The organism is uncultured Maribacter sp. (assembly GCF_963974015.1).
Lineage (GTDB): Bacteria > Bacteroidota > Bacteroidia > Flavobacteriales > Flavobacteriaceae > Maribacter.
The window spans coordinates 1-25,707 of record NZ_CAXBBZ010000018.1 but is presented as its reverse complement, the minus strand read 5'-3'; the positions used below and the strand labels follow the sequence as shown (position 1 = coordinate 25,707).

Sequence of the window (25,707 nt, the reverse complement as noted above, 5' to 3'; positions counted from 1 at the left end):
TATGGAACCATTTATAGCACAGATAATAATGTTCGGAGGTAATTTTGCACCCAGGGGTTGGGCTTTTTGTAATGGACAACTTTTGGCCATTTCACAGAACACAGCGCTATTCTCGATTCTAGGTACAACATATGGCGGCGATGGCAGAACTACCTTTGGTCTACCTGATTTACGCGGTAGGGTGCCCGTACATTCTGGTAATGGATCTGCGGGACCTGGTTTAACTCCAAGACCTTTAGGTCAAAAATCTGGAGCGGAAACGAATACGTTAAATGTGAACCAACTGCCTTCTCACAATCATACGGCAAGTTTACCGGCAAAGGAAGAGGCAAATACCGAAACTCCTAACGGTCATGTAATTGCAGGCGCTGGTTTTGATGGTTTTGGTACGGCACCAGATAACGGTATCAACATGGCACCTTTTACAACGGGCAACACGGGTGGCAACCAATCTTTAAATAATATGCAGCCGTATCAATGTGTCAATTTTATTATTGCGCTTCAAGGAATTTTTCCTTCTAGGAGTTAACAGTAAAAACCAACAACTTTAAAACTATGGAACCATTTATAGGGCAGATCATTATGTTCGGCGGAAATTTTGCACCCAGGGGTTGGGCTTTATGTGATGGACAACTTTTGTCCATTTCACAGAATGATGCGCTATTCTCAATTATAGGCACCATCTATGGCGGTGATGGCAGAACTACCTTTGGTCTACCTGATTTACGTGGCAGGGTGCCGATGCATTCAGGGAATGGTCCAGGCCTTACACCAAGGCCTTTGGGTCAGAAAAGTGGAACGGAACAAAATACGTTAAATGTCAACCAAATTCCTTCTCATAACCATACGGCAAGTTTACCGGCAAAGGAAGAGGCAAATACCGAAACTCCTAACGGTCATGTGATCGCCGGAGCTGGTTTTAATGGTTTTGGTTCGGCACCAGATGCCGGTATCAACATGGCACCTTTTACAACAACCAACACGGGTAGCAGCCAACCTATAAATAATATGCAACCGTATCAATGTGTGAATTTTATTATCGCATTACAGGGCATTTATCCTTCTAGAAACTAAAAAAATAACTCCCCCATAAACAAAAACAAACTATATGAAAAAAATTACTCTTTTATGGGTTTTGTTGATTTCAACGTCCCTAGCATTCGCACAAACCTCTTTAACGGCAGGAGATATTGCCTTTATTGGGGTGAACACTGATGGCGTTTCAGATCCGGATGATAATTTTGCCTTTGTTTTATTAAAAGATATAGAAGCCAATACGACCATTACTTTTACGGATAGAGGTTGGAATGATGGTACTGGTTTTTTTGAAGCAGTTGGTGACGGTGATTTCACTTGGACCGCTAGTACTGCTTTAAGTGTAGGGGAAGTAGTTGTTTTGGATTTTAGTAATTTATCTCCAACAGCAGCAGCCTTTACAGTCTTGGGGGATCAATTATTTGCCATTCAAGGTAGTATAGCCAGCCCCACATTTATTGCAGGGCTGCATTTCAATGTGGTAACGGGTACAACGGACGATGCCAATTGGGATGGCGCCGCAACCGGCAATACCACTTCGGCACTGCCAGATGCCTTAACAAACGGTGATACCGCCATTCGGCTTTCGGGTCCAGGAGGTGTGGAGCAAGACAATTTTCAATTTAGCTGTGCAACCGCTACTTGTCCGTTGGCTGGAACACCAGAAGAAATTAGGGCCATTGTGCATAACCTGTCCAATTGGGTAAGCAATAATGACAATGTGTATCCGGGTACGGTAGATGTTAGTTTTGGAACTCCAACAGTAAATTCAAGTACTATTAATGGTCTTAACTGTCCCGAGGACCAAAATCTTTCAGCTGATGGAAGCGGTACGGCCATATTACCCGATTATACCTCTTTGGTAACGATCAACTTTGCAGCTGGCGGTACAGGGGTTGACGGCGGCGGCGGCTTCGGTGGTTCGGGTGGCTTGGCTGCTCTGGCAATCCTAGCTGAACTAGAACAATCTCCTGCTCCAGGTACTGCCCTAGGGGTGGGTACCACAACGGTTACCATGACCAGTGGATCATTCAGCTGCTCTTTTGAGGTTGTTGTTAACCCAATAGACAATACCCCACCGGTTATATCTGCTTGCCCTGAATCTTTTGAATTTGATTCCTTTTTGAGTGCTGAATGTGGAGGTATTCCAGATTGGGTGCCACCAACGGCAACAGATAATCTTCCTGGGTTGACTTTGACATCCAATTATAAGCCGGGCGACCTGTTTCCTTTTGGTATCACAGAGGTTGTTTATACGGCAACGGACGCCGCAGGTAACAAAGTTGAATGTAAATTTATGGTAACGGTAAACGATGAAAAGGCACCCGCACCAATTTGTATCAATGGTCTAACAGTAACTTTGGATGCCACGACCGGTCTTCAAACAATTGCTGCAACAGATTTTATTGCTTCACCTATTACCGATCCTTGTGGAGATATAACCTACACGATTTCTCGTGCAACTGATAATTCAAATACTGATGTTAGATTATCTAGTCTGTCCTTAAACTGTGATGATAATGAAACTACTATAATCAGAATATGGGCAGAAGATGTGAATGGAAATAGCGACTACTGCGAAACATATGTTGTAGTTGATAAAAGTCAATTTAATTGTCCTACACCTCCTGTGATTACCTGCCCAGATGACATTACCATTAAAGAGGGAGAATCAACAGCACCAGCTGATACAGGCGCTGCTACAGCAACTGGTGGAGCTGGCAATGTCATCATTGGTTTTTCCGATAGTGTGTCCGCTGATGGTACAATAACCAGAACTTGGACGGCCACGGATGAAAATTTAATGTCTTCTTCTTGTGAACAAACCATTAAGGTTGATCCATTATCAAGAGTAATAGTTACAAAAGATGTAATAGGTATAGGTTCAAATCCTGATGACCAGTTTTATTTCTTTTACAATACCTCGATATCTAATGAGCTTGGTAATTTTTACTTAAGTGAATCTGGTATTAATTCTCCTGAACAAGAAGGAGGGTCATTTTCTTTTAGTGGCGCTTTCTTGATACAAGTTAGGGAAGAAAATTTACCTGATAAATATTCCATAAGCGATATTCAATTTAATTCTGAGAAAGGTACGTCTACAATAAGTCTAAAAACGAACAATGAAATACAGGTTAACGTAGCTTCCGGAGACAATGTTTCAATAAAATTTATAAACACATACGTAGAACCTTGCTCGGTTTCTATTGGCAACCAACCGGATAGTGTGATAATTTGCGCTGGCGACCCTTTAAGTTTTGACGTAGGGGCCACGGGCACAGGTACCCTATCCTATCAATGGCAAGTGGATACCGGCACCGGTTTTGAGGACTTGGGAGCACCGAGCGCCAATTCACAATTGAACTTCGCATATATGGAAATAGGAGGGGACGGTAACCAATACCGTGTCATTGTTACTTCAGATAACAATACTCCAAACGATAATAGAGATGATTGTACAGCAACCAGTGAAGCGGCCACCTTAACGGTGAACGCAAAACCAATAGTCGAGATTACCGGAAAAGATAGCTATTGCCACGATGGTAACGGTGTAGTGTTGGATGCCGGGGCAGGCTTTGCCAGTTATCTGTGGTCACCGGGTGGGCAAACTACCCAGACCATTACAGCTCTGAGTGGTATTTATACTGTTACCGTCACCAACGAATTTAGCTGTGAAACTACTTCAGAGGCTTTTACTGTATTAAGTAACCAACAAATGACTTGCAGCATAGAGCAGAACGAACTTGCAACCAACCACTTAACAGAGGACGGTGTGGCAACGGTACACCCAACTGGCGGTACTATCCAATATACCTATCTGTGGGACAACGGGGAGACCACACAAACGGCGACTACATTAACTTATGGTATTCACAGTGTAACGGTGACGGACTCCAATGGCTGTGAGACCAAGTGTCAGATAGATATAGCCAAGGAACTGTATTGTTGGACCAATTTAATCAATAATGTTAGTGTCGCCGGTGGAAATGACGGGGCTGCAAGTGTAAAAGGAAATGGGGGATACAGGCCTTATACTTTTAAATGGGACGATGGTTCAACAGATGAAGTAAATAATTCACTGACAGCGGGAACCCATTATGTGACTATTACGGATGCTTCCGGAGCCACATCGCAATGTAGCGTTACAATATTCGAGCCAAGCAAAGAAAAGTGTAGTGATTTTATAAGTACTATAGAACAAGATAAGCTAGCCACCAACCATGTAACCGAAGATGGAGTTGCCACTGTCTATCCAAAAGGTGGTTCAGGTCAATATACTTATTTATGGGATAATGGTGAGACTACTCAAACAGCAATCAAATTAACGTATGGTGTTCATACGGTAACTGTTACCGATTCTCAAGGATGTGAAACCAGTTGCCAAATAAATATAGCAAAAGAACTATACTGTTGGACAAATTTGATAAGTAATGTAAGTGATTATGGTTCTAATGATGGAGCTGCACGTGCAAGAGGAAACGGAGGATATAGGCCCTACACTTTTAAATGGGATGATGGTTCAACAAATGAAGTGAATAACCAATTGTCGGCAGGTAAACATTATGTAACGATTATTGATGCCACCGGTGCTACTTCTCAATGTAGTGTAACCATATCGCAACCAAATGAAGAAGTGTGTGATGGAGTCGATAATGATGGCGATGGTAAAGTTGATGAAGGCTTTGACCAAGATGGCGATGGCATAGCGGATTGTTTTGATATCTGTGATAAAGGCGATGATCATGTGGACATGGACAATGATGGAATTCCAGATGCATGTGATGACGATATCTGTGTAAAAGATGAAGAACCAATGACAGAATGCTACCAGACTGCAGTTTGGGACCAAGAAACCTGTAGTTGGATTATTTCCGGAGTGCACCCCATGCAGCCTGTAACGGAATGTTACCAAACAGCAGAATGGAACGGTACTACGTGCACATGGGACATTATAGATGGTCAACGACCGGAGATGCCAATGACGTTATGCTACCAAACTGCGGTCTGGAGCGATCAGATCTGCGACTGGGAGATCAACGGGGAGAAGCCCTTGGAGCCTATGACGGAATGTTATCAAACAGCAGAATGGAACGGTACTACTTGTACTTGGGATATTTTGGATGGACAACCGGAGATGCCAATGACGCTATGTTACCAAACTGCGGTCTGGAGCGATCAGATCTGCGACTGGGAGATCACCGGTGAGAAGCCCTTGGAGCCTATGACCGAATGCTACGAAGCCGCGGTATGGAACGAAGCGACCTGCGAATGGGATATTGAGGGCGTACAATCGGAGATGCCAATGACGCTATGTTACCAAACTGCGGTCTGGAGCGATCAGATCTGCGACTGGGAGATCACCGGTGAGAAGCCCTTGGAGCCCATGACAAAATGCTACGAAACCGCAACATGGAACGAAGCTACCTGCGAATGGGATATTGAGGGCTTACAACCGGAGATACCAATGACTCAATGTCAAGAAACAGCTGTCTGGAACGAACTGACGTGTACCTGGGACATTATTGAAAACAATAATGACTGTGGCACGGGAACCATTGACAAATGTGAAACGGCATTTGCTAGATCTACGGATGAAAGCGTTAGAACATGTTTCTTGGATATACCCAATGTAAGTGGTAACCGATGGGGATGGACAAATGTATTCCCTTCTACCAATGGAACTTACAACATGGATTTATATGCGGCCGCAGGTCAGTGTACTATTTCTAATGGTGCCCTAGTAGGAAATGTGGAGGTCATTTATACCGATGGTACCGTAGAAGTAACCGTTTCTACCTTAAGTGGGTATAAAATGACGGTTGCCCAATTATATGTTGGCACTGAAATTTTACCAACAGATAATAATGGTAGGTTCACCACTGCTCCAGGTCAGTACCCTTATAGCGATACGGTCGAAGGGGACTTTAATACCTTTACGTTCGAAAGTGTAAATGTTGGTAATCCGGGCAACTTCTATGTAGTGCTCCATGCCGATGTTTGTCCGAATGTGACAGTACCTAGTAAAACGGCATCGGTCAAACTAGAGCTGACGGCTTATCCTGTACCATTTAAGGATTATATAAATCTTAAAATAGAGTCTCCATTAAATATGAATGGCACACTATCATTGTATAATGGTATTGGACAAAAACTTCAGGATTTTGGATCATATACGTTAAAGAAAGGGGATAATGAAATTAATTTGAATACGGGAGAAATACCTAGAGGTTTGTACTTTATCCGAATGACTTCTGTATATGGAACGGAAACCTTAAAAATCCTGAGGAAATAATTGAAGCAAATATGGTTCCGATAATTTGAAATTCAATGAAACCATATTTAAAATAATGAGAATTGTATAACCTAAAACGTGCATTGATTGCATAGAAAAAGCCACTCATTTGAGTGGCTTTTTTAATTGGGTAAATTTTTGATTTACATCTAGTTAGAAAAGCGATAAAAGAATTTTATATGATAATGCTTGATTTATATCAATTACAGCTTGGAAAAATCGAGAATGAAGGGACTGTTGCGCGAAAAGCAGATTAATACTTTAATTTTATATGGCCCACCATAAAAAAGGAGACCAATTGGTCTCCTTTTTTTATTGAATAAAATATGAATAATTATTCTTCCATAGAATGGTAAACGTTCTGCACATCGTCATCTTCTTCCAACTTTTCAAGAAGTTTTTCTACATCGGCAGCTTCTTCTTCAGATAATGCTTTTGTGACTTGTGGAATTCGTTCAAAACCAGAAGAAAGAATTTCTATCTCACGGTTTTCTAATTCTTTCTGTATCGCTCCGAAACTTTCAAATGGTCCGTAAATTAAAATACCATCATCATCTACAAAAACCTCTTCTGCACCAAAATCAATCAGTTCTAATTCTAATTCTTCAGAATCTAAACCTTCTGCAGGGATTCTAAAATTACAGGTATGGTCGAACATGAATTCTACAGAACCCGATGTGCCTAAGTTGCCATTACATTTATTAAAATAACTTCTAACATTGGCTACTGTTCTTGTATTATTGTCGGTTGCGGTTTCAACTAGAACGGCAATACCGTGTGGTGCATACCCTTCAAAAAGTACTTCTTTATAATCTCCTAGGCTTTTATCGCTAGCTCTTTTGATTGCTCTTTCAACATTATCTTTAGGCATGTTGACCGACTTGGCATTCTGTATGACCGCTCTAAGGCGTGAATTGGAATCTGGATCTGGTCCGCCTTCCTTTACGGCCATTACAATATCTTTGCCTATCCGTGTAAAGGCTTTGGACATTGCTGACCATCTTTTCATTTTACGTGCTTTCCTAAATTCAAAAGCTCTTCCCATGGTAAATTATTTTAAACAAATGTACAAAAACAAGAGATGTTCAGTAATCATTTAAATTACTTCACTGAACACAAGTATCTTATGATTTGACTTGGTTGTTATTATTCGCTTTCTACTATATCTTCAATTATTCGTGCAAGTACAAAATCTTTCTCGGTAACCCCATTTGCATCATGGGTGCTTAAACGAATATTTAAAGTTTTATATACATTGCTCCAATCAGGGTGGTGGTTTTGAGCTTCGCATTCAAAAGCGATTCGTGTCATAACAGAAAAAGCTTCTTTAAAATCTTTAAACTCGAAAGTGGTTTCTATAGCTCCATCCACATATTCCCATCCGTCTAATTGACCAAGATAATCTGCTATTTGTTGATCAGTAAATTTTTCTATTTCTTTCATAATTGTTGCTAATTAAGGACATGATGATCAATAATATCCTGATATGTATATTGTAAATTTTTCGGTAATTTATTGGTTTTTGGCAGTACTGCCAAATATCGATCTTCATTGGTAGTATATACCCTTTTTAATATCGGATTGAAATTACCTACCCGTTCTAAAACTTCCTTTATGAAATCTTCATGATGGGTGAGGTCATTACTGCCCAAATGATAAATACCTGTTTTATTTCTATTTATAAGATAATGAATTTGCTGCGTTATCTTATCATCATTTGTTACGTTTAAAATTAAATTTGGAAATACTTCAACAGGTTCATTTTCGATAATAGCTTTTTTCATATCCCGTACTCTTGGAGAACTATTTCCAAATACCATAGGAATTCTTAAGATAGCCATTTTCTCTTTTGGTAATCTCAAAAGCATATTTTCAATTCTAATTTTCAGTCTGCCATATATACTTTCTGATAACGTTTTATCCATCTCATAAGATGGATATTTACTATAGGCATCGAAAACATTCGCCGATGAAATAAAATAGATTTTGCAATCTTGTTTTATAACATATTCCAAAATATGCTCGTGAGCTATTATAAGAGCGGCAAAATTACCTCTTAAAGCGGAAATTATCACTTGTGGTTTCACTGATTCTAAAACCTCAACGATATCATCTTCTTCTAAATTGTAATGCACAAATTGTTTATTAGAAGAGAATGAATTTGCAGCGTGACAATAGGTGCCATAGGTATCAAAATAATTACAAAGCTCTTTATAGATAGCATTGCCAATGAAGCCGCTACCACCAAGGATCAATATTTTATTATTATCCAAATTCAAAAAATAGAAAGTTCAGTTTCTGTTGTCAATCTTTCTAAGGCAAGCATTCCCAATTTTGAATTACCTTTTTTATTAAGACCTGGTGACCATGTGGCAACACAAAATTTATTAGGCAACAATGCAACAATACCACCACCAACTCCACTTTTTCCAGGTAAGCCTACTTCGAAAGCAAATTCACCAGACTCGTCGTAAAAACCACAAGTAAGCATTAATGCATTGATACGTTTTACTTGGCCCATAGTAAGAAAGGTATTGCCTCTTCTACAATTACCCCGATTTATAAACATAAAAAAAGTGTTTGCCAATTGTTCACAGCTCATAGATAATGAGCATTGGTGAAAATAAAAATCCAAAACTATATCTACATCATTTTTTAAATTACCATATGATTTTAAAAGATTGGCTGCGGCGTAATTTCGAAAGCCTGTTCGTCTTTCAGATCGGGCCACGTCTTTATCGTAATCGATAGAATCATCATTTGCAATATTTCTAACAAAAGCTAAAAATTCTTCCTTCGGGTGTACCAATTGTGAAACTAATATATCAGCTACAACAATAGCTCCCGGATTAATTAATGGATTTCGCGGAATACCGTTCTCTAGCTCTAATAATGATAAATGATTAAATGGGTCACCTGATGGTTCTACATCTATTCGCTCCCATATATTTTCCCCAATTAGCCCAATTGCCATTGAAAGTGTCAAAACTTTTGAAATACTCTGAATTGAAAAACGTTCAGCACTTTTGCCTGCAGAAAAGTGATGTTGTCCAATATCTATTAAATGGATACCGAACTTTTGCATATCTATTTTCGCTAATTCTGGAATATAGTTAGCCATGGTACCTCTTTCTACAGCGTTATGGGCTGTTTCATTGATGGTATCAAGAACACGTTGAAAATCTTTCATTAATTTTTATAAAATGGTAATTTAACTACAGTAGCCGGTATTGCATTCTTGCGAATTTGAATTTGAATTTTACTTCCGATTTCAGAAAAAATTGGAGGTACGTAGCCCAGACCAATACCGGTTCCCATTGATGGTGACATAGTACCCGAAGTGACAATGCCTATGGTTTTACCGTATCCATCAACTATATCATAACCATGTCTAGGAATTCCACGTTCATCTAACTCAAAGGCTACCAATTTACGTTCTGGGCCATGTTTTTTTTCCTTTTCAAGCGCTTCAGAATTGACGAAATCTTTGGTGAATTTTGTTATCCACCCTAATCCTGCTTCAAAAGGTGAAGTCGTATCATCTATATCATTCCCATAAAGGCAATATCCCATTTCTAGTCGTAAAGTATCCCTTGCTGCCAATCCGATTGGTTTTATTCCAAAATCTGCTCCAGCTTCAAATACTTTATCCCAAATTTGTTTTACATCTTCATTCTTGCAATAAATTTCAAATCCGCCAGAACCCGTATATCCTGTTGCAGAAATAATAACATGTTCAATACTGGCAAAATCCGCTACTTCGAAATGATAAAATTTTATAGCTGATAAATCTATGGAGGTCAACTGCTGCATAGCTTCAACCGCTTTAGGGCCTTGAATAGCTAATAGGGAATAGCCTTCGGATATATTTTTCATATCCGCTTTAAACTCATTATTATAGCTTGATATGTGAGCCCAATCTTTATCAATATTAGAGGCGTTTACAACCAATAGATATTGCTCTTCTTTGATGCGATAAACAATTAAATCATCAACTATACCACCGGTCTCATTTGGTAAACAACTATACTGTGCCCTTCCAATGGTCAATTTAGATGCATCGTTAGAAGTTACTTTTTGTATCAAGCCTAAAGCATTTGGACCAGAAATTAAAAATTCTCCCATGTGAGATACATCAAATACGCCAACACCTTTGCGTACCGTTTCATGTTCAGCATTCACTCCTTCGTACGAAACTGGCATATTATATCCGGCAAATGGAACCATTTTGGCACCAAGCGATTCATGTGTTTTGGTAAGCGCAGTATTTTTCATCTTCTTTTATTTATCGGCGATACAAATTTATCGAAAATAAATAGAAGCAATTCTGATAGAACAGCTATTTAGGAAAATATTGTAAACTATATCCGCTAATCAAGAAGTCATAAGAAATTCTTTGAGATTCTCGTAGGTAGAAATCTTAGATGATACTTTGGTTTTGCCCATCACCTTTTGTATTTGTGAAGGAATTTCTAATTTTTCGGACAATGTTTCTTCCACGATATCCAAGAATTTTACGGGGTGAGCCGTTTCTAAGAATATACCATATATATTTGGATGAAGTTCTTGATATTTTTTTAGTCCAAGGTAACCTACAGCACCATGTGGGTCAGCGATATATCCATTGATATTATAAATTTCTTTTAAAGCTTCCTTTGTTCGTTCATCATTGAAAGAGTAGGAGGAAAGGTTTTTTTTCAAAGCTTCGAAATCATCTTGAAACAAATGTCGAATACGAATGAAGTTACTTGGGTCACCAACATCCATTGCATTTGATATGGTCGCTGTGGATGGTTTTGGGGTATACTCTTTTGTTGACATGAACTGAGGTACCGTGTCATTTACATTTGTAGCCGCAATAAAGTGGTTCACCGGCATACCTAAACGTTGCGCAACCAAACCCGCACAGATATTTCCGAAATTACCAGAAGGCACAGAAAAAATAATTTCTTTTCCTTTAGTTTTTACTTGTTTATAGGCGAAAAGGAAGTAAAAAAGCTGAGGTAACCATCGTGCAACATTAATTGAGTTGGCCGATGTTAATTTCATGTGTGTCAACAAATCCTTATCCAAGAAGGCATTTTTAACCATGGCTTGACAATCATCAAAGGTACCGTCAACCTCTAAGGCCGTTATATTTTGACCTAGTGTTGTTAATTGGCGTTCTTGTATATCGCTAACTTTACCACTCGGATAAAGAATCACGACCTTAACGCCCTCAACACCAAGAAAGCCATTGGCAACGGCACCACCGGTATCGCCAGAAGTAGCAACCAATACGGTTACTTCTTGTTTATTGGACCTCGAAAAATAACCTAAACATTGTGCCATAAAGCGGGCGCCAACATCTTTAAAAGCCATTGTAGGACCATGAAAAAGTTCTAATGTACCAATGTTAGGTGTTATCGTCACAACCGGAAAATCAAAATCCAACACCTCTTTCAAAATATCTTTTAAGACATTATCGGGTAAAGTTCCTTCTACGAATTGTCGAATTGCCGTAAAGGCGATTTCCTCGTTGGATTTCTTTTCAATTTCCTCAAAAAAAGAACTAGGTAACGGTTTAATTTCTTGTGGAAAGTACAATCCTTTGTCAGGCGCAATTCCGTTAATTACCGCTTTATCAAAAGAAACTTCGGGTGCTTTATTATTTAAACTATAGAATTTCAAGTCGAATGTATTTATCAGTTGTTAATGTGATATTTCTAAAATTATAAAAGTTTTACTCCTTCCATATTAACTTTGGAAACATGTATTTCATAAGCAATGCCAATTTTTTCGTAGACCGATTTTATCATTTCCCCAACCTTTAAAGCAGTTTCTTCTCCTTTGCTAAAAGCAAAAATTGATGGTCCTGACCCTGAAATACCTGACCCTAAAGCACCTGCTTCTAAGGATACTTTTTTAACTTCATCAAAACCGGGTATCAAAATAGAGCGAATTGGTTCTACGATATGGTCTTCTAATGAACGGCCGATCAATTCGTAATCATCCTTGAACAAACCAGCTACAAGTCCGCCAACATTTCCCCATTGTTTTATTCCTGTTTCCATTGAAATGGTCGTTTTTAATATTTTTCGAGAATCGGAAGTTTTTATTTCGATCTGCGGATGTATAATTGTAACATACAATTCAAATGGAGCCGGTATGGTTACAATATCCAATGGATTATAACTACGTACAAGAGTGAAGCCACCAAATAGGGCAGGAGCTACATTATCAGCATGGGCAACACCACTTGCCAACCGTTCGCCTTCCATAGCAAATTTCACTAATTCGGTTTTTGTGAATGGATTACCTAGAAGATGATTCATGGCCCAAACTGCACCAGTAGAACTAGCTGCACTGCTGCCAATTCCGCTGCCAGGCTTTATTTTTTTATTGATTTCAATTTCAAACCCGCCATCGTAATCAGCAGCCAATAGAAAAGCATTACCAGCAACACCTGCTACATTGTTCAATGTTTCTTTAGGTAAATCTTGTCCTGTAATTTTGGTGATTTTAATTCCTTTTTGCGGAACTTTTCTAACAACCATTTCATCACCGACCAAATCTAAGGCAACACCAAGAACATCGAAGCCACATGAAATATTCGCTACCGTTGCAGGGCAAAAAACCTTTATTTCGTTTTGGTTCATTTTGTAAAGTGTTTTTTTATCTTAAAAGTTACCTATTCTAATAATATCTGCGAATATCCCGGAAGCTGTGACAGCAGATCCTGCACCAGCACCTTTGATGATTAAAGGTTGTTGTGGGTACCGTTTAGTATAAAAAAGCACTATGTTATCACTGCCTTCAAGGTTGTAAAAGTCATGCCCTTTTGGTATTTCTTGTAAACCTACGCTTGCCTGGCCTTCATCGAACTGAGCTACATATTTTAATTTGCTATTTGCCTTTTTAGCACTTGAAAATAAAGATTGAAAATGGGATTCATTTTTTATCAAAGAGGTGAAAAAATCTTCATTATTGTTAGTAGTTAAACTCTCTTCAGGTAGAAATGGATTATTTTTGATGTCGCTTATTTCCAATTGATCACCGCTTTCCCTTGCTAAAATCAATATTTTCCGCATTACATCAACACCACTTAAATCTATTTTAGGGTCTGGTTCGGTATAGCCTTCTTCTTGGGCCTGTTTTACAACATCATGAAAGGTGGTGTTCTCATTAAAATTATTAAAAACAAAATTCAAGCTACCGGATAGTACCGCCTGAATCTTTAGAACCTTATCACCAGATGCTATTAAATGTTTTAAAGTATCGATAATAGGCAAGCCAGCTCCCACATTAGTTTCAAATAAAAATGGCGCATTATAGGTTCTTGCCAATGATTTTAGATTTGAATAATTTTCATATGCCGAGGAGCAAGCAATCTTGTTACATGTAACGACTGATATGCTATTGCCTAAATACTCACTATATGTATTAGAAACTTCTTCACTGGCAGTATTATCTACAAAAATGCTATTTCTAAAATTTAAAGTGTTGACCAATTCTAAAAATTTAGCTTTATCTGCTTTCTCTCCTTGGGCTAATTTCGATTGCCAATCATTTAGATCTATTCCTTTCTCATCAAAAACCATTGTACGAGAATTCGACATGCCAATAACTCTAATGTTTAATTTTAAATTCTCTTTTAAGAATTTACGTTGCTCCTTTATTTGTTCCAAGAATTTTGCGCCAACATTACCAACACCCATTACAAATAGGTTTAGTTGCTTTATATTTTCTTCGAAGAATTCTTCATGCAATGCATTCAAGGCTTTTTTAACATCTTTCTCGTCGATGATACAAGAAATATTTCTTTCTGAAGCTCCCTGTGCAATTACTCGAATGTTCACATTGTTTTTTCCTAGGGTACTGAACATTTTACCACTTAGTCCTTGATGACTTTTCATATTATCACCAACTAGTGCTACAATAGCTAAATCCTTTTCAGGAATGACTTGTTTTATACGCCCCCTTTCAATTTCATACTCAAAAGCTTCGTTGACAATACTTACCGCTTTTTCTACATCATCTGCAGAAATACCTACGCAAATAGAATGTTCGGAAGAAGCTTGAGTAATAAGTACGACACTAATATCTGCTTGCGATAACACTTCGAAAAAACGTTTTGATATACCAGGTATGCCTACCATACCAGGGCCTTCTAGTGACAACAAGGCAATATTTCCTATATGACTTATACCTCTTACGGTTTTACCTTTTTCGTTTTTAGATTTAGTGATTAATGTTCCTGCTTCATCAGGACTAAATGTATTTTTTATTATTATCGAAATTCCTTTTGATAATACTGGTTGAATGGTGGGAGGGTAAAGCACTTTTGCTCCAAAATGAGACAATTCCATAGCTTCCTCATATGATATATGAGGTATTGCTTTGGCTTGTTTTACCATTTTCGGATTGGCAGTATACATGCCGCTCACATCTGTCCAAATTTCTAAAATTTCAGCATCGATGGCAGCGGCGTAAATCGCTGCAGTATAATCTGAACCTCCTCTACCTAAAGTAGTAGAAACACCTTCTTCTGATGTAGCTATAAAACCAGGGCAAACAATAATTTTCTTATGCGTTGAATTAAAATAGCTGGCACAATTGGCATTGGTTTTGGTGAAATTCACCATATTCTTACCGTTTAATTTGTGCGTGATAATAAGGTCTCTACTATCTTTAAATTCAGCATCTAAATTTTCAGTAATTAGGTATTCACTGATAATATAAGATGAAAGTAATTCTCCATAACTTACAATTTTATCGGAAAGTTTAGGGGTTATTTCACCAATGAAATAAGCGCCTTCTAATAATGTTTCTAAAACATTGAACTCACTTTTTACTTTGCTAAGCACCTTGCTTTGCGCTGTAACAGGTAGTAATTCTTTAATTGTTGCAAGATGTCTTTCCTCGATAGATGTAAGTACATTTTTATAAGATTGATCTTGTGAAGAAGCCATTGTGCCAGCCTTCAACAATAAATCGGTTACTCCACCAAGAGCAGAGACCACCAATACTATTTGGTCTTGATAGGAAGAAATAATATTTTTAATCTTAACTATATTTTCAGGTTTGGCTACAGATGAACCACCAAATTTTAGAACTTTCATGTTATTGTAATATTGACTTTTAATTTAAGAAATGGTGTAATTAAACACAGAAACGGAGAAATATCGTTATGACCCCCAAGGGGTGAACCATGTGAGTGTAGTACCATTAAATTTGGTAAGTGATGTGATATCGAAATTTATGCCTGTCTTATCGCAGTCCATAATACTAATGGTTGAGAACCAAAAGTAGTACATTTGATATCCCTATCAAATGATTCCACAATTTTTTGCGGAATCGTTAATTTTTAGCAGTAAAATAAATTAAGAATGAAATTATATAGTGCAAAACAGATTTATAAAGCAGATCAGATTTCTATTAAAAAAGAAGAAATAACTAGTGATGAATTAATGGAACGCGCTGCATTACAGTTATTTAATTGGATTCATTTTCGTATGCAAGGTGCACCGGTAAAAATTCATTTATTCTGTGGTATAGGAAACAATGGGGGTGATGGAATAGCACTAGCTCGCCATCTATTAGATCATGGTTATAATATATCAGTTTATGTTATTAATTATAGCGAAAAACGTTCTAAAGATTTTTTAATTAATCTAGAAAGATTAAAAACAAGAAAATGTTGGCCAAGTTTCATGAGTTCTGATGATGAGCTTCCTAAAATAGGAAAGGATGACATTATAGTTGATGGTATTTTTGGAATAGGATTGAATAGAACGCCAGATGATTGGGTTGCTGAAATTATTCAACATTTAAATAAATCTGAGGCTTTTATTTTATCTATTGATATTCCGTCAGGTTTGTTTACCGACCAAGGTCCAGAAAATTTGGAAGCTATTATAAAATCCAATTTTGTGCTAAGTTTTCAAGCACCTAAATTGGTTTTCTTTTTACCTCAAACTGGGCCGTTTATAGAACAATGGGAGGTATTGGATATTGGTCTGGATGCTGAATACTTAATGGCTACTGAAACTGACTATGAGTTAACCGGGAATAATGAAGCATTGAGTGTTTATAAACCCCGTGAAAAGTATGCTCACAAAGGTACATATGGGCACGCGCTAATAATTGGAGGTAGTTATGGTAAAATAGGTGCTGTTTGTTTGGCAGCGAATGCAGCACTACATGCAGGTAGCGGTTTGGTGACAGCCTATGTGCCAAAAATAGGGTATTCTATTCTGCAGACTTCTTTGCCAGAAGTCATGGTATTGACAGATATTAATGTAGATATGCTTGAGAACATAGAATTTGATCTGGAGCCTACCGTGGTAGGAATAGGAGTTGGGATGGGTACGAGTGATAAAACTGTTACTGGTTTTACTGAATTTTTAAATAGGAATAAAAAGCCATTGGTACTTGATGCCGATGCTCTAAATATTCTTTCGAAAAACAAATCATTGTTAAAGAATATTCCTGAAAATACCATTTTAACTCCTCACCCCAAAGAGTTGGAAAGATTGATAGGAACTTGGAAAGATGATTTTGAAAAGTTGGATAAGGTAAAGAAATTTACCAAGAAGTTTAAGTGTATCGTAGTAATAAAAGGAGCACATACTATAGTTGTGCAGAATGATAAAGGCTACGTAAATACCACAGGCAATCCAGGTATGGCAACCGCTGGCAGTGGAGATGTGTTGACTGGAATAATAACCGGATTGCGAGCTCAAGGATACTCGGCATTGAATGCTGCTATATTTGGAGTTTACCTACATGGTAAAGCTGGCGATATAGCTGTAGAAAGTACTGGCTACCAATCTTTAGTGGCGTCTAGCCTTATAGAAAGTATAGGAAGTGCTTATCTTAATTTATTTAAAATACCTGAACACCCTGTAGCGGAAGAATCGAAAGAACAATAATATATTTCAATTCTATTTAAAATCGTAAAAAATATTAAGAATTAACTCTCCTTTTCACCCACTTGAGAGCATTGTCATATTCTATAAAAAACTTCATTGGCTTTTTGTAAAACATTTTTTCAATCTTAAAGTTATGCATGTCTATTTCTTTGACCGAAACAATAGCAAATGCTTTAAGGTTGTCTAGTTGTTTCAGATAATTATAGATGGTTGGGTCAATTGCGAATGAATTTTTACGAAGACTTATGAATCCGAAATTCTTATCCCTAAAATGAATTTCCGATATTCCAATTATCTGATATGCCCTTTCAAGGGTTAGGGTAGCTCCTTCATCAAAAATGGATACCATGTAATTTTCAAATACTTGAATTTTTCCTACTTCTAACTCGTACTCCCGTACGATTACCTTCTTCTTTTTAGAGGATCCAATTTTCATTCTGTTCGTATTAATATAGTGTGTCTGAAGCGAAAGTAAATTGAACTTTAATTTTCGGATAAATTATTAGTTTAAACGCGTAAATATCGTTCGTACTGCGTATGGCTGGTGTTCCCTGTATTTGATTTCTTACAATTAAAAAGTCATTGTACGAAAAAAGGAGCCCGACTTAGGACTCCTTTTTAATATAAATTATAGTTTGAATGTAACTACGTTTTAGGTGTTTCTTCTTCAGCTTTTTCAATTTTAATAGTCAATTCTTCTCTCTTTTTATCAAGATCGATAAATATAGTATCTCCTTCCTTAAGTTTAGAATTCACAATTTCTTCTGCTAAAGCATCTTCGATATACTTTTGAATAGCCCTTTTAAGAGGCCTAGCACCATATTGCTTATCGAAACCTTTCTCCGCGATATAATCTTTTGCGCTGTCTGAAAGATTTAAATGATAGCCTATATCTTTAATTCTTTTAAACAGTTTAGCAAGTTCAATATCAATAATTTGGTGAATATGTTCTCTCTCTAAAGCATTAAAAACAATTACATCGTCAATTCTATTCAAAAATTCTGGAGCGAATGCTTTTTTAAGTGCATTTTCAATAACTCCTTTTTGGTGTGAATCTTCTTGAGATTTTTTAGCCGCTGTACCAAAACCAACACCTTGACCAAAGTCTTTCAATTGTCTAGCACCAATATTTGATGTCATTATGATAATAGTATTTCTAAAATCGATTTTACGACCAAGACTATCTGTTAAATAACCATCGTCCAATACTTGTAAAAGCATATTGAACACATCTGGATGCGCTTTTTCGACTTCATCTAATAAGATTACTGAATATGGCTTTCTTCTTACTTTTTCAGTCAATTGACCACCTTCTTCGTAACCTACGTATCCTGGAGGTGCCCCAACCAATCTTGATATGGCAAATTTCTCCATGTACTCACTCATATCGATACGTATAAGTGCATCTTCTGAATCAAAAAGTTCTTTGGCCAATACTTTGGCTAACTGAGTTTTACCAACTCCTGTTTGTCCTAAAAATATAAATGAACCGATAGGCTTATTTGGATCTTTAAGTCCAGCTCTATTACGTTGTATAGCTTTAGACACTTTTGCAACAGCTTCGTCTTGACCTATTACGTTAGCCTTAATAAGGTCTGGTAAACCAGCTAATTTGTTACTCTCTGTTTGAGCAATCCTGTTAACAGGTATGCCGCTCATCATTGAAACAACATCAGCGACGTTATCTTCACTTACTGTTTCTTTATTCAGTTTACTGTCATTTTCCCAACGTTCTTGAGCGATGGCAAGCTCTTTTTCTAGGCTTTTTTCATCGTCGCGTAATTTTGCAGCCTCTTCATACTTTTGTTTTTTGACTACACTATTTTTTAGCTCACGTACATCTTCCAATTTCTTTTCCAATTCAAGAATTTGTTTTGGAACGTCCATATTTACAATGTGTACACGTGAACCTGCCTCATCAAGGGCATCTATAGCCTTGTCGGGTAAAAAGCGATCTGTCATGTATCTATTGGTCAACTTGACACATGCTTCGATTGCTTCATCGGTATAAGTTACATTATGATGGTCTTCATATTTACCTTTAATATTATGTAATATCTCAATTGTTTCATCAACTGTAGTGGGTTCAACGATTACTTTTTGAAAACGTCTTTCTAATGCACCATCTTTTTCTATATATTGTCTATACTCGTCTAAGGTAGTTGCACCGATACATTGAATTTCACCTCTTGCCAATGCGGGTTTGAACATGTTCGAAGCATCTAAACTTCCTGTCGCACCACCTGCACCGACTATGGTATGAATTTCATCAATGAACAATATAACATCGTCATTTTTTTCAAGTTCATTCATAACAGCTTTCATGCGTTCTTCAAACTGACCACGATACTTAGTGCCTGCAACTAAAGACGCTAAATCAAGAGTAACAACTCTTTTGTTATAAAGAATTCTTGAAACTTTTTTATTGATTATTCGTAGTGCAAGCCCTTCAGCAATAGCACTTTTACCAACTCCGGGTTCACCTATCAATAACGGGTTGTTCTTTTTTCTACGACTAAGAATCTGAGAAACTCGCTCAATTTCTTTCTCGCGACCAACAACAGGATCTAATTTATTTTCTTCTGCCATTTGGGTAAGATCTCTTCCGAAATTATCCAGTACGGGAGTTTTAGATTTCTTGGTTCCTTTTTGGCCTGAGGTAGCGCCAAAGGTACTTTCTTTACCTTCGGATGTTTCATCAGAATCACTTGGAAAAGATTCGGCCGTTGGGCCATCTACCATATCGTCGTCACTTGTTATCATAAATTTGAACTGTTCCTTAACGCTATCATAATCAACTTTTAACTTATGTAAAAGTTTTGTAGTAGGGTCGTTTTCGTTTCTTAAAATACAAAGTAAAAGGTGAGCTGTATTTATCGAAGAGCTCTGAAAAAGTTTGGCTTCTAAAAAAGTTGTTTTTAACGCACGTTCGGCTTGTCTTGTTAAATGTAAGTTCTTTTTGTCCTTTTGAACACCGTTAGCGTTTGGATTCGAAGGGCTAAGAATTTCAACCTTTCTTCGTAAGTGCTCCAAATCAACTTCTAAAGCATCTAAAATGCTAATAGCCTTCCCGTTTCCATCTCTAAGGAGCCCTAACATTAAGTGCTCGGTACCGATAAAATCGTGACCAAGTCGCAATGCTTCCTCCTTGCTATAAGCAATTACATCCTTTACTCTTGGGGAAAAATTATCATCCATATACTATATTATCTACTATAAAATTACTAAATCTCATCCAATCAATGGCAAATACCGTACCTATAATCGTTAAAGTTATTGTAAAACCTGAAAAATGTGTGTCTCAATACCTAAAAATGAGCGCATATCTTTAAAATTAACATCTTAAAAGCAACTGTTAATAAAATTTCATATTATTAAATCCACTTATTCTTGAAACGCCTAGGATTTAAGTATATTGGCATGCTTTTTTACTAATTAAAAAACAGAAGATTTTAAATGGCTGACGGTGAAAAATTGATACCAATTAATATTGAAGATGAAATGAAATCTGCTTACATCGATTATTCGATGTCGGTCATTGTGTCACGAGCTCTGCCAGATGTCAGGGATGGTTTGAAACCAGTGCACAGAAGGGTTTTGTTTGGAATGCATGAATTAGGGGTTAGAAGTAATAGCTCACATAAAAAATCTGCCCGTATTGTCGGGGAGGTACTTGGTAAGTATCACCCACACGGTGATACCTCAGTATATGATGCAATGGTTCGTATGGCTCAAGAATGGAGCCTTCGTTATATGCTTGTAGACGGTCAAGGTAACTTTGGGTCTATAGATGGTGATAGTCCTGCAGCGATGCGTTATACGGAAGCCCGTATGCGTAAGATAGCAGATGATATGCTTATAGATATAGAAAAGGAGACAGTGGATTATCAATTGAATTTTGATGATTCGTTGAAAGAACCTACCGTACTTCCTACTAGGGTGCCTAGCCTTTTGGTTAATGGCGCATCTGGTATAGCGGTAGGTATGGCTACCAATATGCCTCCGCATAATCTTGCAGAAGTAATTGACGGCACGGTTGCGTATATCGATAATAATGACATTGAAATTGATGAGTTGATAACTCATATAAAAGCTCCTGATTTTCCAACAGGTGGTATTATTTACGGGTATGATGGCGTAAAGGAAGCTTTTCATACAGGTAGAGGTCGTGTAATGATGCGTGCCAAGGCAACTTTTGAAGAGGTTCAAGGTAGAGAATGTATCATTGTTCATGAAATTCCTTACCAAGTGAACAAGGCGGACATGATTAAGAAAACGGCCGATCTTGTAAATGATAAGAAAATTGAAGGTATTTCAAATATTAGGGACGAGTCTGACCGTAATGGTATGCGAATCGTGTACATCTTAAAAAGAGATGCAATACCTAATATTGTATTAAACATGTTGTATAAATATACAGCATTACAAACATCCTTTAGCGTTAATAATATAGCCCTTGTTAATGGTAGGCCACGATTGTTGAACGTAAAGGAAATGATTCATTATTTCGTAGAGCATCGCCATGAGGTGGTGGTTAGACGAACACAGTTTGAATTGAAAAAAGCAGAGGATCGCGCTCATATTTTAGAAGGTTTGATTATCGCTTCAGATAATATTGATGAGGTTATAGCAATTATCAGAGCTTCAGGCAATGCCGATGAAGCTCGAGCAAACTTGATTGAGCGCTTTAAGCTAAGCGAGATTCAGGCGAAGGCGATTGTAGAGATGCGATTACGTCAGCTTACCGGTCTAGAGCAAGATAAGCTTAGAACTGAATATGATGAGATAATGCTTCTAATTACAGATTTGAAGGATATTCTTGATAAAAAGGAACGTAGAATGCAAATCATTAAAGATGAGTTGCAAGAGATAAAGGATAAGTATGGCGATGAGAGAAGGTCTGTAATTAATTTTGCAGGGGGAGACCTTAGTATGGAGGATATGATACCTGATGAGCAAGTAGTTATAACTATTTCTCACGCAGGTTATATCAAAAGAACACCGTTGACGGAATACAAAACTCAGAATAGGGGCGGAGTAGGTCAAAAAGCTTCATCAACAAGAAATGAAGATTTTTTAGAGCATCTATTCGTAGGGACCAACCATCAGTACATGTTATTCTTTACTCAAAAAGGAAAATGTTTCTGGATGCGAGTTTTTGAAATTCCAGAAGGAAGTAGAACATCAAAGGGTAGAGCTATCCAGAATCTGATTAATATTGAGCAAGACGATTGCGTAAAAGCATTTATTTGTACACAAGATTTAAAGGATGAAGAATATGTAAATGGTCACTATGTGATTATGGCGACCAAAAAAGGTGTTGTTAAAAAGACATCTTTGGAGCAATATTCTAGACCGCGTCAAAATGGGATCAATGCCATTACCATTCGTGATGGTGATGAGTTATTAGAAGCCAAATTGACAACAGGAACAAGTCAGATATTCTTAGGTCTTAAATCTGGTAAGGCAATACGCTTTGAAGAAAGTAAAACTAGACCAATGGGTCGTAATGCATCTGGGGTTCGAGGTATAACCTTAGCTAATGAAGAGGATGAGGTTATTGGTATGGTTTCTGTTCATAATTTTGAGGATGAAATTTTGGTAGTATCTGAAAAAGGTTATGGTAAACGTTCAAGCATAGAAGATTATAGAGTTACCAATAGAGGAGGTAAAGGTGTCAAGACTATCAGTGTAACGGATAAAACTGGCGGACTTGTAGCTATTAAAAACGTTACCGATTCAGATGATCTGATGATTATCAATAAATCTGGAATTGCAATACGTATGAGCGTAGAAGATTTACGTGTAATGGGTAGAGCAACTCAAGGTGTTAGATTAATTAACATTAAAGGTAATGATTCCATTGCCGCTGTTGCTAAGGTTATGAAAGATGAAGATGACTTGGAAGAATCGGAAATACTTGATATTGATGTAGATACTGAAAATGGCACGGAGATTGATACTGATGAGCCAGATGATTCAGAAGAATAATCATCTAAATTTTAAACACTAATAATTAATTATATTAAAAATGAAAAATAGGTTTTTACTTGTCGCGGCATTGACATTTACAATGGTCGGTTTTGCACAAAAGAATGAAATAAAAGATGCTGAAAAAGCATTGAAGGAAGGGGATGCAGCAGCAGCCCAAACAGCTATCGAAGCGGCTTCTGGTACTATTGCATCCGCAGATGAAAAAATACAAGCGCAGTATTATTTTACAAAAGGTAAGATTTACAGTGATTTGGCTAAAAAAGGAAATAATGATGCTTTCGAGAAATCTGCAACATCCTTTAAGAAAGTTATTGAGATTGAAGAAAAATCAGGTAAGCAAAAATATACTGGTGAAACCAATCAATATATGGCAGCTTTAACAGCCGATCTTGTAAATTCTGCAGTTAGTGATAATGGAAATAAAAAGTTTAAAGAAGCTGCGGAAAAACTTTATATGAGTTATACGCTTAGTCCCAAAGACACTTCTTATTTGTATTATGCAGCTGGTAGTGCTGTAAATGGCGGCCATTATGAAATGGCTTTAGATTACTATAATAAATTACAAGAAATAGGGTATGATGGTGGAGGAGTTGTGTATAAGGCTACCAATGCAGCTTCAGGTGAAGTAGAGGAGATGGATAAGCTTCAACGTGATCTTATGGTTAAATCTGGAGGTTATACAGATCCTATAGATGAGAAAACTCCATCTAAAAAAGCAGAGATTGTAAAAAATACTGCATTGATCTATACTCAATTAGGTCAGGACGAGAAAGCTTTGGAAGCATACCAAGCGGCAAGGAAGAATGATCCAGAAGATGTAAATCTTATTCTTAACGAAGCTAACTTATATTTCAATCAAGGAAATAAGGATAAGTTTAAGGAATTAATGGCTGAAGCTATCGCATTGGCTCCTGATAACCCAGATCTTCACTACAATGTAGGTGTAATAAGCATGGAGCAAGATAATTATGAGGACGCTAGAGTTTCATACAAAAAAGCTATTGAGCTTGATCCAAAGTACACTAATGCTTACTTGAATCTTTCTACAACTTATGTTAATGAAGGTAACGCATTGATTGATGAAATGAATTCTTTAGGTAATTCAAGAGCTGATATCGCAAAGTATGACGTACTTAAAGAGAAAAAGGATAGTTTGTTCAGGCAAGGTGCAGATGTTTTGGAAGAAGCTTTAAAAGCAAGTCCGGGTAATGAGAATATTATGACCCAGCTAAAGAATATTTATGGAGCAATGGGAGATAATGAAAACTTCATGAGATTGAAAAAGTTGTTAGGAGAATAATTTTTTTCTAATCCATAATTTAAAAGGCCCTTTTATTAGGGCCTTTTTTATACTATTTTTTTAATGACCCTGAGTTGATGCGTGTAGGTTCTGAGGTCATTATTGAAAATACCTGTATGGTCTAAACGATCAATCCTAACTTTTCCATTCACGTGAATAACATAGTTGTTGTCCATAATTATACCTACGTGATCAATAGAGCCGTTGGCATTATCAAAAAAGGCTAAATCACCAGCCTCGCTTTCTTCAACAAAACTTAGTGCAGTGCCCTCCGTAGATTGACTTTCTGCAGTTCGCAAAAGGTGATATCCGTTAATTTTGTAGACCATTTGGACAAAACCGGCACTGTCGATACCAAAAGGTGATTTCCCTCCTTTTAATTCTGGAGAATTTAAATAAAGTAATGCCGTTTTAATCATTTTCTCCTTAGGCTGTACGGAACAAAGAACTGCTCCACCAAAATTAATGGATAATGAAGGGGTATCGGGAATACTTGATCCAATTAATATGGGTGTTAGTATGTTATTGGAATCTTCAACAAATGATATTAATTCAGCTACATAATGATATTCCTCAACTGCTTGAATGGTATTGAACTCATCCTCAGATATAAAGGTCAGCTGGTTATTCATTATCCAGCCTTCGCACTTATCGTAAATAGTTTTTATTTTAGACCAGTTCTTTCTACTTTCTAATACTTTGTAGTGCTCACCAAACAAAAGTTGGGTAAACATTTCCGAAACTTCATCGGGAGTACTTCTTACTGGGATAATGCTTAAGTGACAAATACCGTATTGCATGCAACTTTTTTATGCTCTTAGATCTAGATCCTTTCAATAATTATTGCTGAAGCACCTCCGCCACCATTGCAAATTGCAGCAGCACCCAGTTTGGCATTATTTTGTTCCAACACATTAATTAATGTAATAAGAATTCGAGCACCTGAACATCCTAAAGGGTGACCTAAAGAAACCGCACCGCCATTAACATTAACATTGTTATCATTTAGTCCTAATAATTTCATGTTAGCTAGACCAACAACAGAAAATGCTTCATTAAATTCAAAGAATTCAATTTCTTCAATTGATATATTAGATTTAGCTAAAGCTTTTGGTAGTGCTTTGGCAGGGGCAGTTGTAAACCATTCTGGTTCATGAGCTGCATCTGCATAA

17 protein-coding genes and 1 pseudogene are annotated in these 25,707 nt (G+C 37.3%); 6 read left to right on the top strand and 12 right to left on the bottom strand.

What is annotated here, in order from left to right:
- Nucleotide 1 precedes the first annotated feature (1 nt).
- The 3 genes from AACZ41_RS15970 to AACZ41_RS15960 are packed head-to-tail and all read left to right on the top strand — an operon-like array spanning nucleotide 2 to nucleotide 6,328.
- Nucleotides 2-529: a tail fiber protein gene (locus AACZ41_RS15970; RefSeq protein ID WP_339629605.1), complete on the top strand. Its 528-nt coding sequence runs from the start codon at nucleotides 2-4 to the stop codon at nucleotides 527-529.
- A 26-nt stretch (nucleotides 530-555) separates the two neighbouring features.
- Complete coding sequence (locus AACZ41_RS15965) at nucleotides 556-1,074, top strand: tail fiber protein (protein WP_339629604.1); 519 nt, start codon at nucleotides 556-558, stop codon at nucleotides 1,072-1,074.
- Between the two features lie 34 nt (nucleotides 1,075-1,108).
- Nucleotides 1,109-6,328 (top strand): HYR domain-containing protein, encoded by a 5,220-nt coding sequence (locus AACZ41_RS15960; protein WP_339629603.1) that lies wholly within the window; start codon nucleotides 1,109-1,111, stop codon nucleotides 6,326-6,328.
- A 334-nt stretch (nucleotides 6,329-6,662) separates the two neighbouring features.
- Here the strand turns inward: AACZ41_RS15960 and AACZ41_RS15955 are convergent, their stop codons facing one another.
- The 8 genes from AACZ41_RS15955 to thrA form a co-directional block, all read right to left on the bottom strand.
- A complete protein-coding gene (locus AACZ41_RS15955) occupies nucleotides 6,663-7,373 on the bottom strand; it encodes a YebC/PmpR family DNA-binding transcriptional regulator (protein ID WP_339629602.1) in 711 nt (236 codons plus the stop codon).
- A 101-nt stretch (nucleotides 7,374-7,474) separates the two neighbouring features.
- Nucleotides 7,475-7,771: a 4a-hydroxytetrahydrobiopterin dehydratase gene (locus tag AACZ41_RS15950; protein ID WP_091618513.1), complete on the bottom strand. Its 297-nt coding sequence runs from the start codon at nucleotides 7,769-7,771 to the stop codon at nucleotides 7,475-7,477.
- 8 nt (nucleotides 7,772-7,779) lie between these two features.
- Complete coding sequence (locus AACZ41_RS15945) at nucleotides 7,780-8,601, bottom strand: sugar nucleotide-binding protein (RefSeq protein ID WP_339629601.1); 822 nt, start codon at nucleotides 8,599-8,601, stop codon at nucleotides 7,780-7,782.
- Nucleotides 8,602-8,603: 2 nt separating this feature from the next.
- Complete coding sequence (locus AACZ41_RS15940) at nucleotides 8,604-9,518, bottom strand: glutaminase (protein WP_339629600.1); 915 nt, start codon at nucleotides 9,516-9,518, stop codon at nucleotides 8,604-8,606.
- Nucleotides 9,518-10,603, bottom strand: a complete 1,086-nt coding sequence (gene gcvT / locus AACZ41_RS15935) for a glycine cleavage system aminomethyltransferase GcvT (protein ID WP_339629599.1) — start codon at nucleotides 10,601-10,603, stop codon at nucleotides 9,518-9,520. The genes AACZ41_RS15940 and gcvT overlap by 1 nt, the downstream gene beginning before the upstream one ends.
- Before the next feature lie 99 nt (nucleotides 10,604-10,702).
- Nucleotides 10,703-11,998, bottom strand: coding sequence for a threonine synthase (thrC, locus tag AACZ41_RS15930; protein WP_339629598.1), 1,296 nt, complete (start codon nucleotides 11,996-11,998; stop codon nucleotides 10,703-10,705).
- Nucleotides 11,999-12,039: 41 nt separating this feature from the next.
- Nucleotides 12,040-12,966, bottom strand: coding sequence for a homoserine kinase (locus AACZ41_RS15925; RefSeq protein ID WP_339629597.1), 927 nt, complete (start codon nucleotides 12,964-12,966; stop codon nucleotides 12,040-12,042).
- A 21-nt stretch (nucleotides 12,967-12,987) separates the two neighbouring features.
- A complete protein-coding gene (gene thrA / locus AACZ41_RS15920; RefSeq protein WP_339629596.1) occupies nucleotides 12,988-15,429 on the bottom strand; it encodes a bifunctional aspartate kinase/homoserine dehydrogenase I in 2,442 nt (813 codons plus the stop codon).
- Between the two features lie 267 nt (nucleotides 15,430-15,696).
- Here thrA and AACZ41_RS15915 point away from each other — a divergent pair, with 267 nt between their 5' ends.
- Nucleotides 15,697-17,241 (top strand): NAD(P)H-hydrate dehydratase, encoded by a 1,545-nt coding sequence (locus tag AACZ41_RS15915; protein ID WP_339629595.1) that lies wholly within the window; start codon nucleotides 15,697-15,699, stop codon nucleotides 17,239-17,241.
- A gap of 34 nt (nucleotides 17,242-17,275) precedes the next feature.
- Here AACZ41_RS15915 and AACZ41_RS15910 read toward each other — a convergent pair whose 3' ends face one another.
- Both AACZ41_RS15910 and AACZ41_RS15905 read right to left on the bottom strand, forming a co-directional pair.
- Complete coding sequence (locus tag AACZ41_RS15910; protein WP_339629594.1) at nucleotides 17,276-17,677, bottom strand: STAS/SEC14 domain-containing protein; 402 nt, start codon at nucleotides 17,675-17,677, stop codon at nucleotides 17,276-17,278.
- Between the two features lie 209 nt (nucleotides 17,678-17,886).
- Nucleotides 17,887-20,439, bottom strand: coding sequence for an ATP-dependent Clp protease ATP-binding subunit (locus AACZ41_RS15905; protein WP_339629593.1), 2,553 nt, complete (start codon nucleotides 20,437-20,439; stop codon nucleotides 17,887-17,889).
- A 258-nt stretch (nucleotides 20,440-20,697) separates the two neighbouring features.
- Here AACZ41_RS15905 and gyrA point away from each other — a divergent pair, with 258 nt between their 5' ends.
- Nucleotides 20,698-23,232 (top strand): DNA gyrase subunit A, encoded by a 2,535-nt coding sequence (gene gyrA, locus AACZ41_RS15900; RefSeq protein WP_339629592.1) that lies wholly within the window; start codon nucleotides 20,698-20,700, stop codon nucleotides 23,230-23,232.
- A 40-nt stretch (nucleotides 23,233-23,272) separates the two neighbouring features.
- Nucleotides 23,273-24,535, top strand: coding sequence for a tetratricopeptide repeat protein (locus AACZ41_RS15895; protein WP_339629591.1), 1,263 nt, complete (start codon nucleotides 23,273-23,275; stop codon nucleotides 24,533-24,535).
- A 47-nt stretch (nucleotides 24,536-24,582) separates the two neighbouring features.
- Here AACZ41_RS15895 and AACZ41_RS15890 read toward each other — a convergent pair whose 3' ends face one another.
- Nucleotides 24,583-25,335 (bottom strand): NlpC/P60 family protein, encoded by a 753-nt coding sequence (locus AACZ41_RS15890; protein WP_339629590.1) that lies wholly within the window; start codon nucleotides 25,333-25,335, stop codon nucleotides 24,583-24,585.
- Between the two features lie 23 nt (nucleotides 25,336-25,358).
- Nucleotides 25,359-25,707, bottom strand: a pseudogene (locus tag AACZ41_RS15885) (acetyl-CoA C-acetyltransferase); the annotation flags it as partial.

Bases quoted from the DNA above. Each gene is read 5' to 3' on its own strand.
- AACZ41_RS15960 (WP_339629603.1), top strand. From the start codon at position 1,109: ATGAAAAAAATTACTCTTTTATGGGTTTTGTTGATTTCAACGTCCCTA.
- AACZ41_RS15940 (WP_339629600.1), bottom strand. From the start codon at position 9,518: ATGAAAGATTTTCAACGTGTTCTTGATACCATCAATGAAACAGCCCAT.
- AACZ41_RS15925 (WP_339629597.1), bottom strand. From the start codon at position 12,966: ATGAACCAAAACGAAATAAAGGTTTTTTGCCCTGCAACGGTAGCGAAT.
- AACZ41_RS15905 (WP_339629593.1), bottom strand. From the start codon at position 20,439: ATGGATGATAATTTTTCCCCAAGAGTAAAGGATGTAATTGCTTATAGC.
- gyrA (WP_339629592.1), top strand. From the start codon at position 20,698: ATGGCTGACGGTGAAAAATTGATACCAATTAATATTGAAGATGAAATG.
- AACZ41_RS15890 (WP_339629590.1), bottom strand. From the start codon at position 25,335: ATGCAATACGGTATTTGTCACTTAAGCATTATCCCAGTAAGAAGTACT.
- gcvT (WP_339629599.1), bottom strand. From the start codon at position 10,603: ATGAAAAATACTGCGCTTACCAAAACACATGAATCGCTTGGTGCCAAA.
- AACZ41_RS15910 (WP_339629594.1), bottom strand. From the start codon at position 17,677: ATGAAAATTGGATCCTCTAAAAAGAAGAAGGTAATCGTACGGGAGTAC.
- thrA (WP_339629596.1), bottom strand. From the start codon at position 15,429: ATGAAAGTTCTAAAATTTGGTGGTTCATCTGTAGCCAAACCTGAAAAT.
- AACZ41_RS15950 (WP_091618513.1), bottom strand. From the start codon at position 7,771: ATGAAAGAAATAGAAAAATTTACTGATCAACAAATAGCAGATTATCTT.
- AACZ41_RS15970 (WP_339629605.1), top strand. From the start codon at position 2: ATGGAACCATTTATAGCACAGATAATAATGTTCGGAGGTAATTTTGCA.
- AACZ41_RS15965 (WP_339629604.1), top strand. From the start codon at position 556: ATGGAACCATTTATAGGGCAGATCATTATGTTCGGCGGAAATTTTGCA.
- AACZ41_RS15895 (WP_339629591.1), top strand. From the start codon at position 23,273: ATGAAAAATAGGTTTTTACTTGTCGCGGCATTGACATTTACAATGGTC.
- AACZ41_RS15915 (WP_339629595.1), top strand. From the start codon at position 15,697: ATGAAATTATATAGTGCAAAACAGATTTATAAAGCAGATCAGATTTCT.
- AACZ41_RS15955 (WP_339629602.1), bottom strand. From the start codon at position 7,373: ATGGGAAGAGCTTTTGAATTTAGGAAAGCACGTAAAATGAAAAGATGG.